Raw genomic sequence first — 8,857 nt, 5'->3', positions numbered from 1 at the left:
GGCCTCAAGGAGTCCTGACGCTGACGCTGGGCGTGGGGCCGGCTGTCCAAGAGGATTTTGTGGAGTATCTCGGGCAGCTTGAAGCTGCTTGATCTGGGGTGGGTTTATGCAACGATCAGGTTCAAGCACCGGGAGGTCGCGGTGAGCCGCAAGCGGGTGGCTCGGCTGATGCGCGAGGCAGGCCTCACGGGCCTTCCTCCCCGGCCCTTTCGCCGCACCACCGACTCCGACCACGACCATCCGGTGGCCGAGAACATTCTCGACCGCCAGTTCGACCCCACGGCTCCCAACCAGGCCTGGGCTGCCGACATCACGTACATCCGCACCTGGGAAGGCTGGCTCTACCTGGCCGTCGTCATCGACCTGTTCTCCCGTCGCGTCGTGGGCTGGTCGATGGCTGACCACCTGCGCGCCGAACTGGTCGAAGGAGCTCTCGACATGGCTCTGGGTCGCCGCCAGCCCGGCAGAGGCTTCGTGCATCACTCGGACCGAGGCAGCCAGTACGCGAGCAAACCGTACCGGCAGCTGTTGGCCGACCGAGGCATCACCTGCAGTATGAGCCGCCGGGGTGACTGCTGGGACAACGCGGTCGTCGAAAGCTTCTTCGGCACGCTGAAGACCGAGCTGATCTACCGGCATCCGTGGCCCTCTCGGCGGCGAGCTCAGGCCGCGATCACCGAGTACTTGGAGGTGTTCTACAACCGACACCGCCGCCACTCCTACCTGGGTTTTCTGAGCCCTGCCGATTACGAAGAGGCTCATCACAACGCGGCGCTAGCCGCATAACGAAGCTGTCCACTTTTCCGGGGGAAGGTCAAAGTATTTATTGGAGAGTAATGATGTCTGACTTACAAGATTTTACAGCCTCTATTGAGCGCGCGTTGTTTAGAGATTCACGCCCAGAATTATCGCCCGGCCCAATATTGAGCCAATTGAAAATGCACCATGGTTGTAATGGGCGCACGATTGCAATGTCATTTACAGATGGGCATGGCAGGTTTATTGGGGCAGCAATCAATCTTGAGGGCATGGCTATTTCGATTGTCACGCCGGAAACGGTTGATGAGAAGGGTCTTAATTCTTGTATATCGGAATGCATGGCGAATTGTGGGTCGTGCCCTTCAACAGATCCACCCGCCTATTGGGCTTGTTTGGCGGGGTGTAATTCTGGTTGCCCCTAAGTGATACGGAGTTTTACTGCTGCTGATCCGTGTCTAGGCGGCTAGTGAACGAGGATTCGCCGGGGCCTGAGTTTTACTGGCGAATGTAGTCGGATAACAAGGTGGTGCACCGGAGTTGCATTCAGCGCCGAACCTGAAGCTAGCATCCATTGCTGCAACCCGGTGGCTGCGGCCGTAAGGCGCCAGAGTTGGTGCGGACGGTCATGTTGGTTGAATCGGAGGATCAAAGAGCAATGGGCTTTCTAGGAGCTTGCTGAAAAACCCGGCAAATGACCAGGAATCAAGACCTTCATGACTTCCACCACCCCAAATTCCTGGTCGAAACCGGCAGCGACATTCTTTCCCCGGAGAAGGTCTTAGCGCAGTCCTGGGCAGATACCGGTCGAGAGGAGGCTCTCAGCAGCCCCATCTCGCCTCTCAGCAGGCCTTGCAAGCCTCCGGAGTGATCTCTCACGCAGCCTCCGCCGCCATCATCAGATTACTCAGTCGCAAGACATTGAAAGTGGCCGCTGCAAACGTAAATGCCCACCGGATCCGCCCCACTCCTCGAAACATCGGGCGTCGTTGCAGTCCGTATTGCTTCAGCCATCCAAAAGGAGCCTCGACGCGCGGACGTTTGGCCAAGCTGGCTGCATAGCCGCTATGCCGCGTGGTTCGAGCATCGATCCGACTCCGGCGATTCGAAGTGTTTTGGGCTACGTGGGGCGTGGCTCGCAGGTGCCGAGCTCCCTCGACGAACGTCTGGTTGTCATACCCCTTGTCGGCTGCAATGGTCACTCGGTGGCTTCCAGGAACCCGTTCCAACATGGCAAGACCCGCTGTGCTCTCGCCGTTGCCCGTGGCGATGGCGACTTCCGTATCCACGATCATTCCGTTGCGGTTCTCGACCAAGATGTGGCCGCCGTAGGAGAGCTTGGCCTCTTTCCCGGGGCCCTTGCGCAGCAGCCGCGCCTGCGGGTCGGTGGTGGATTGATGGGTATCGTTGGTGCGCTTTTGTCCCCGGAAATTAGCGCCCCCATCCGGAGGCGGCGAGTCTTCGTCTTTGGGCCGAAAGCTCTTGTGCGAGGCCCACGCGTCGATCAGCGTGCCGTCGACCGTGAAGTGTTCCTTCGACAGCAGCTCCTGACGCTCTGCGTGCGCCAGGATCGCTCGGAAGAAGGCCTCGGCGACTTCCCCAGCCAGCAAGCGTTCTCGGTTCTTCGTGAAGCTCGTGGGATTCCAGACGCGGTCATCGATCCCCAGCCCCACGAACCACCGAAACAGCAGGTTGTAGTCCAACTGCTCCATGAGCTGACGCTCGCTGCGGATGCTGAAGAGGATCTGAAGCAACAATGCGCGAAGGAGCCGTTCGGGCGGGATCGAAGGCCGACCGACGCCGGCATAGAGCTCATCGAAGCGCTCCGACATGTCTTCCAAGGCCTGATCCACCAGGCGCCGGATTCGCCGGAGTGGATGAGATTTCGGGATCCGGGACTCCAGATCCACATAGCTGAACATCGATCCCTGCTGGCTTTCCGATCCCCGCATCCGTTCTCCTCCTGTCGTCAGCCCATCCTGGCCGACGGAGGGTTTTTCAGCAAGCTCCTAGGTGAGATGGCGAACAATATGGCCTTGCAGAGCTTTTACCGGAAAGGCTTTGATGCTGGCCGAAGAGGAGATCCGCGCCAGTTCTACGCAAATGAAGAGATTCGGGACTGGTACAATCGGGGTTGGAATGATGGCCTGTCTCAACGCCAAGTCGATGTCCTCGAAAGTCGGGGCGAGTGAAGGCGTTTTGCCTCGCTGGGTTGCTGCGGCAGTCTTAGAGATATATTAATATCTCGCGGTTGTTGTTTGGGCCAAGGTCAGTCAAAGTATGTAACGGTGAGGAAAGCGTGCTAGATCTTAAGAAGGCGGTCGAATGGGTGAAGCTTGCTCCGAGGCACCTGCTCGGAATCTTGTTAACAGCAGCCATGTACCTAGTTATGCCCGGGCTGTGGTTGGAGTATCTAGGCCTAGGATCAGTAGATCAAGTGATTCGACCCTGGGTTTCTGGGGTCCTGATGATAAGTGCCGGTCTAGTCTTAGCTCATGGGTTTGCTCTTGCGGCCGATTACGTGCGTGACAAGTTCGGAGCGCGGAGCGAGCGAAAGATGCTTGAGGAGCGACTCAATAATCTTGCTGAAGACGAAAGGCAAGTGCTGGCCCGATTTCTTGCGAACAACACGAAGACTCAGGTCCTCAGTTATCAGTATGGCCCCGCGAATGGTCTTGAGGCGGCCGATATTCTATTTCGGTCCTCGAATATCGGCTCTGGGGACTGCCAGTTTTCTTACACGATACAGCCATGGGCCTGGGATGCTCTTCACCGCCACCCTGAAATCGTTGGAATGACCGTGGAAGAACTTGACTGAAGGTCAGGGCATGGATAAAGGGTTGCTTTTTGTTTGAGGAGACGTTCTAGGCTGCCGGGTTGTCAAAGCTATGGTGCTTAATGCAGCGACTCCAGCTGCACTCACTTCACGAAGCGATCAGCCGCGTCCCGCCGAGTGGAAAAGCCCGCGAGGTAGTTGTAGCTTATGAAGTTTACTGACTCAAGGGACGGCAACGAATACCGGACCGTACAGCTGCGCGATGGCCGCCAGTGGCTTGCGGAAAATCTTCGCTTTGTAACGAACGACGAGTCGCCAGGTTCCTATCCGCGCCTTGACATGTCCTTTCCACCCGATTCGAATCCACCTGAGAAAGCCCTCGCAACGAACCCCAGCTACAGCAGTGAGAATTATGGACGTCTCTACACGTGGGCTGCGGCTCAGCGCGCCGCACCTGCGGGTTGGCATGTGCCGAGTGCCAAAGAGTGGAAGCGCCTTTTTGATTGCTATGGCGGCTGGGCGCATGACGTGCACGCGAACATGCGAGAGAACAATGACATAGCGCTACTTGCTCAAGAGCTGGATGTGGAATTTGGAGGTTGCGTCCGCGCGTCTGGCGTGGGCATTGGAGTGCCGAGAGATGGAGAGATCTACTATCGATACTTGGATGACTTCATGGGGGCGCGGTTCTGGAGCTCATCGAGGCCGATTGGCTTCAAGCAGCGGAAGTTCTCCGGCATTTATTTCTTGCTTCGCCCGAATCCAAGAACCGGTCCTGACCCCAGGGCGGCGCCAACTGCGCATCGCTCCGAGGAGGTTCTGGACTACGCCTTCTCGGTTCGTTGTGTTGCGGACTAAGAACTATGAACCTCCGTCCACCCACTGGCTCAAAGGCGCGGCAGCATTGGCATTTAACCTCGGCTGTTTTACAGCATAGCCTCCCATGAGAAACGCTAGCTACTGCAGCATGTGCAACAGGGATCTGGGTGTCTTCTTTGTAGAGCGAGTCAGCCCGTGGTAGACGTTGAGCCGCGCTACGAAAGGCCGTTTTTCGCCGAAGCTTCGTTCGAGAATCTCGCCAATACCCAAATCGCTCGCAGCTTCCCGCCTCGATCCACCCAGAAAGCTCCTGACCCTCGCCAGCGTCTGACCTCTGCCAAAGGCCCCCCAGAGGACACAAATCCCATGAAACGCCGGAAAGCGACCCTGCTCTGTTGCCTACTGATCCTCGGGCTCTTCCCGACCCTGGACGCCGGGGCCAGTGCCGGCCTCTTGCGCCGCGCAGGATCCTGGGCCGGGGGCTTCTTCACCGCCTACGTCGCCGGCAAGGCTCTGGACACGGCCACCGGCCAGGACTTCCGGAGTCAGCTGCAAAACCACATTCCCTACCTCGTCGAGCAGATCGCTGGAGCCAGTGGGGCTCGGCGGCAGGCTTTGCAGGAGGAGCTGGATCTCACCGCTCGGCAGCTGCGGGTCGTGGAGCGGGCGTTGCAGGGGACGCAACAGGAGGTCGGTGAGCTGCAGCGGGAGCAGGAGCTGATTCTGCAGGATCTGGACCTGCTCTTCGGGCGGGTCGAGGCGTTGGAGCAGCGGGTCGACGGTCTCGATCAGCGCGTCACCGACCTGGAGATCGCCCTCATCGGAGAATGCCTGGACCTGCGCAATGCCCCCTTGCTGGGCTGGGACGATTACCGCGTGCGGGAAACTCCCCAGGCGATTCTCGACGACGACTATGCGAGCGAGAGCCTGTCCCTGGCGACGCGGATCTACCTCAACACCTGCACCTTCGATCTGACCCACCGCGGGCTGCTGATTCAGCTCTCGATGGTGACCCGGGATCTCACGGAAGACCTGTCTCTCTACGCCACCTTCAAGCACATTGAGGCCGGGGGCTTCGACCCAACCTATGGCAATCAGCTGACCCGCATCGAGTACTTTCTCGAACGGCCGCTGTACCCGGTCCATGGGCAGGTGCAGGAGATCTTCATTCCCTACGGCGAGATTCCGTTCCCGCACACCCGCCGGGTGGCGCTGGCGTTGGTGCTGACCCACGATGGCCGGCCGATTTATTCGTTGCCGGACAAGGTGCTCCAGTGCGTTCCCGCACAGCAATTCAATTGCCGGTGGGGGCGCCGCTGATCGCCCACCCTCTCCGGCGCTGAGCGGCGCCCGGTTGGGTGGCTGATCGTCCCTCCTCTCGCCGCGCGCTCGTCCCTCGGCTTGTGCGGCGTATCTCGTCATCTCTAGCCTTACCTTGCCCTCCCAGCGCCCCTCCGGTAGCCTGCGGACGAGACGAAATCTTCGAATCGAAAGAACAGGAGTCCCCCAAGATGGCTGAGAATCCATTCGGCGAAGGCAAGCCGGAGTTTCGGGTCGACATCCCCGAGGGCAGCGCCAAGCTCGTGCGGATCGTGGTGATCGTGGCGTTGGTGGTGCTGGCGGCGGCGAGCAGTGTGTATAGCGTGGACCCGGAGGAGATTGGCGTGGTGCTGCGCTTTGGCCAGTTCTCGCCGGATCGCATCGGCCAGCCCGGCCTGCACTTCAAGCTGCCCCTGGGCATCGACCGCGTGATCAAAGTGCCGGTGAAGCGGCAGCTGAAGCAGGAATTCGGCTTCCGCAGTACCGGCCAGGCCCGCGATCAGCGCACCCAGTATCGGCGGGTGCCGGAAGAGTCCAACATGCTCACCGGCGACCTCAACGCCGCCGAAGTGGAATGGGTGGTCCAGTACCTCATCGGCGACGCGGAGAAATTCCTCTTCCGGGTCAAGGATGTGGAGGACACCTTCCGCGACATGACCGAGGCGGTGGTGCGCGAGGTGGTGGGGGACCGGACGGTCAACGAGGTGCTCACCGTCGGCCGTGCGGAGATCGCTACGACGGTGGAGGTCAAGCTCCAGGAGCTGGCGGATCAATACAACACGGGGATCATCGTCGACCAGGTGGTGCTCCAGGACGTCAAGCCGCCGGATCGGGTCAAGCCCTCCTTCAACGAGGTCAATGAGGCTCAGCAGCAAAAAGAGCAGACCATCAACCAAGCGCAGCAGGACTTCAACCGCGAGGTGCCGCGGGCGCAGGGTGAGGCTCAGCAGCTCATCGAGCAGGCGGAGGGCTACGCCATCGACCGCACCAACCGCGCCCAGGGTGAGGCGGAGCGCTTCAACGCCCTCTTCTCCGAGTACCGCAAGGCGCCGGAAGTGACCCGCACCCGGCTGTATCTGGAAACCCTGTCGAAGGTACTGCCGGAGAGTGGTAGCAAGGTGGTGGTGGACGAAGACGTCCGTGGCCTGCTGCCGTTCCTCGATCTCGGTGGGGCGGCGGCCGCCGCCCGACAAAGCAACGCCCCAAGAAGCAATGCCGGTCAGGGAGGTGCCCCATGAGCCCGCGCAAACAGCTGATCTTCATCGCGGTGGTGGTGCTCATCGCCGGCATCCTGTCCAGCTCCCTCTACGTGGTACAGGAGACGGAGCAGGTGATCATCACCCAATTCGGTAAGCCGGTGGGAGAGCAGATCAACCAGGCGGGGCTGCATTGGAAGCTGCCTTTCATCGAGAAGGTCAACCGCTTCGACAACCGCTTCCTGGCCTGGGATGGTGACCGAGACGAGGTTCCCACCAAGGACAAGCGTTTCATTTGGGTGGACACCTACGCCCGCTGGCAGATCACCGACTCGCTGCTCTTTTTCCAGCGCCTGCGGGACCTGAGCGGCGCGCGGCTGCGCCTCGACGACATCATCGACGGCCAGGTGCGCGACGCCATCGCCGGCTACAACCTGGTGGAGCTGGTGCGCACCTCCAACCGCGAGCCCCAAATCGATGAGTCGGAGCCGGAGGAGAGCGGCATCCTGGAAGAGATCCACACCGGCCGCGAAGAAATTCGCCAGGAGGTGCTGGAGAAGTCCCGGGCGAAGACTGAAGACCTGGGCATCCAGATCCTCGACATCCGCTTCAAGCGCATCAACTACGCGGAAGAGAACGTGCGCCGCGCCCTCGAGGATCGCATGATCGCCGAGCGCCAGCGCATCGCTGCCCGCTACCGCTCCGAAGGCGACGGCGAGGCGTCTCGCATTCGCGGCGAGAAGGAGCGCGAGCTCAAGCGCATCCTCTCCGAGGCCTACCGCACCGCGGAGGAAATCCGCGGCCGCGCCGACGCCGAAGCCACCTCCATCTACGCCAACGCCTACGACCAATCCACCCAGGCCCGCTCGTTCTACGAGTTCATGAAGAGCCTGGAAACCTACGAGCAAACCTTCGATAGTGAGACCACTCTAGTGCTCTCTACCGACGGGGACTTCTATCGGTACCTGAAGACGGCTGGAGGGCCGTAGGGGTTGGGAGAGCGGTGACACTCTCTCTTCCTGGCCTGAGTTAGAACCTGCTTGTAGAAGTTTGGGGGCTGATGTTTCCTACTCGCGAGTCCTTCGGAGTTGGTCACTCCCGCGTCCGCGGGAATGACGAGTGGTGGTAGCGGAGAGGGTGAACGGGTTAGGAAATGGCTGTGGTTGCACCGCCTCCGCCCGGGGATCCAATCCCCGGGCTACTCAAATTCCGCCGGCTCCGCCGGCTCCGGAACGCGTGATCGGTGGGTAGAGGTTCTGGGAGCCGGGGCTCCCGTCAGCCTTTGCGCTACGCAACCTGCCGACCGCTCTTGATCACAAAGGAAACTTCCGCTCCGGCGTGACCCAGCATCTCAATCAAGCTATCGACGCTGAATCGGTCGATCTTTCCGCGCACGAGGTCGCTGATCCTCGGCTGGGTCACTTTGAGCAGCTTTGCCGCAGCGGTCTGGGTGAGGCCGCGGTCCTCGATCAGCTTCGCAATCGCGATCATCAAGTCTGACCGGAGCTTCAGATTCAGAGCCTCTTCGGGCTCGAAACCGAGGTCGGTGAAGACGTTCCCGCTCGATTCCTGGATGGTAGTTGCCATTCAGCGCTCCTTTCTGGCTCTTCGCAGATCTTCGAGATCTCGGAGACGGCGTCGAGCAAGATCGAGGTCGGCCTTGCGAGTTCGCTGAGTCTTCTTCTCGAAGGCGTGGAGGACATAGATCGCTTCGTCGAACTTCGCGATGTAGAGGACTCGGTGTTCAAGCTGGCCGCGGAGTCGGATCTCAGTGACGCCGCTTCCCACCGTGGACATGATCTTCCAGTCCGTCGGCATCAGCCCCTGCTGGACGCGGCGGAGCTGGAAGCCCGCGGATCGGCGAGCCTCTTCGGGAAAGGCTCGGACGTCAGCCAGCGAGGTGCCGAGCCATGCGAGAGGCCGTTCCTCCATCTGGTGATTATACACCAGCTTGTATACGACGCAAGGTCGCGGAGCTGCGATGCTGTTG

At 60.4% G+C, this 8,857-nt stretch carries 8 protein-coding genes and 1 pseudogene; 6 read left to right on the top strand and 3 right to left on the bottom strand.

Features of this window, described 5'->3' with window-relative positions:
* The first annotated feature begins 102 nt into the window (after positions 1-102).
* Positions 103-786: pseudogene (locus SX243_23820) on the top strand (IS3 family transposase).
* A gap of 845 nt (positions 787-1,631) precedes the next feature.
* Here SX243_23820 and SX243_23815 read toward each other — a convergent pair.
* On the bottom strand, positions 1,632-2,708 hold the full coding sequence (locus tag SX243_23815) for an IS5 family transposase (protein MDY7096014.1): 1,077 nt from the start codon (positions 2,706-2,708) through the stop codon (positions 1,632-1,634).
* 347 nt (positions 2,709-3,055) lie between these two features.
* Between SX243_23815 and SX243_23810 the strand changes: the two genes are divergently transcribed.
* From SX243_23810 to hflC, 5 genes are all read left to right on the top strand, one after another.
* The gene (locus tag SX243_23810) at positions 3,056-3,574 is read left to right on the top strand and encodes a superinfection exclusion B family protein (protein MDY7096013.1); all 519 of its coding nucleotides are present in this window, start codon (positions 3,056-3,058) and stop codon (positions 3,572-3,574) included.
* 165 nt (positions 3,575-3,739) lie between these two features.
* A complete protein-coding gene (locus SX243_23805) occupies positions 3,740-4,390 on the top strand; it encodes an FISUMP domain-containing protein (protein MDY7096012.1) in 651 nt (216 codons plus the stop codon).
* Positions 4,391-4,717: 327 nt separating this feature from the next.
* The gene (locus tag SX243_23800) at positions 4,718-5,671 is read left to right on the top strand and encodes a hypothetical protein (protein ID MDY7096011.1); all 954 of its coding nucleotides are present in this window, start codon (positions 4,718-4,720) and stop codon (positions 5,669-5,671) included.
* Positions 5,672-5,862: 191 nt separating this feature from the next.
* The gene (gene hflK, locus SX243_23795) at positions 5,863-6,909 is read left to right on the top strand and encodes an FtsH protease activity modulator HflK (GenBank protein ID MDY7096010.1); all 1,047 of its coding nucleotides are present in this window, start codon (positions 5,863-5,865) and stop codon (positions 6,907-6,909) included.
* Complete coding sequence (gene hflC, locus SX243_23790) at positions 6,906-7,856, top strand: protease modulator HflC (protein MDY7096009.1); 951 nt, start codon at positions 6,906-6,908, stop codon at positions 7,854-7,856. Before hflK ends, hflC begins: the two co-directional genes overlap by 4 nt.
* Before the next feature lie 298 nt (positions 7,857-8,154).
* Here the strand turns inward: hflC and SX243_23785 are convergent, their stop codons facing one another.
* Both SX243_23785 and SX243_23780 read right to left on the bottom strand, forming a co-directional pair.
* Complete coding sequence (locus tag SX243_23785) at positions 8,155-8,454, bottom strand: helix-turn-helix transcriptional regulator (GenBank protein ID MDY7096008.1); 300 nt, start codon at positions 8,452-8,454, stop codon at positions 8,155-8,157.
* On the bottom strand, positions 8,455-8,799 hold the full coding sequence (locus tag SX243_23780; protein ID MDY7096007.1) for a type II toxin-antitoxin system RelE/ParE family toxin: 345 nt from the start codon (positions 8,797-8,799) through the stop codon (positions 8,455-8,457).
* Positions 8,800-8,857: the final 58 nt, after the last annotated feature.

It is taken from the genome of Acidobacteriota bacterium, assembly GCA_034211275.1.
In the GTDB taxonomy this organism is placed as follows: Bacteria; Acidobacteriota; Thermoanaerobaculia; order Multivoradales; family JAHZIX01; genus JAGQSE01.
The sequence above is the reverse complement of the archived record's forward strand: the minus strand, read 5'-3'. Positions and strand labels throughout refer to the sequence as shown.

What these genes read in the sequence shown, in the direction of transcription:
- hflK (MDY7096010.1), top strand. Translation starts at nt 5,863, where the DNA reads ATGGCTGAGAATCCATTCGGCGAAGGCAAGCCGGAGTTTCGGGTCGAC.
- SX243_23815 (MDY7096014.1), bottom strand. Translation starts at nt 2,708, where the DNA reads ATGCGGGGATCGGAAAGCCAGCAGGGATCGATGTTCAGCTATGTGGAT.
- SX243_23800 (MDY7096011.1), top strand. Translation starts at nt 4,718, where the DNA reads ATGAAACGCCGGAAAGCGACCCTGCTCTGTTGCCTACTGATCCTCGGG.
- SX243_23805 (MDY7096012.1), top strand. Translation starts at nt 3,740, where the DNA reads ATGAAGTTTACTGACTCAAGGGACGGCAACGAATACCGGACCGTACAG.
- hflC (MDY7096009.1), top strand. Translation starts at nt 6,906, where the DNA reads ATGAGCCCGCGCAAACAGCTGATCTTCATCGCGGTGGTGGTGCTCATC.
- SX243_23785 (MDY7096008.1), bottom strand. Translation starts at nt 8,454, where the DNA reads ATGGCAACTACCATCCAGGAATCGAGCGGGAACGTCTTCACCGACCTC.
- SX243_23780 (MDY7096007.1), bottom strand. Translation starts at nt 8,799, where the DNA reads ATGGAGGAACGGCCTCTCGCATGGCTCGGCACCTCGCTGGCTGACGTC.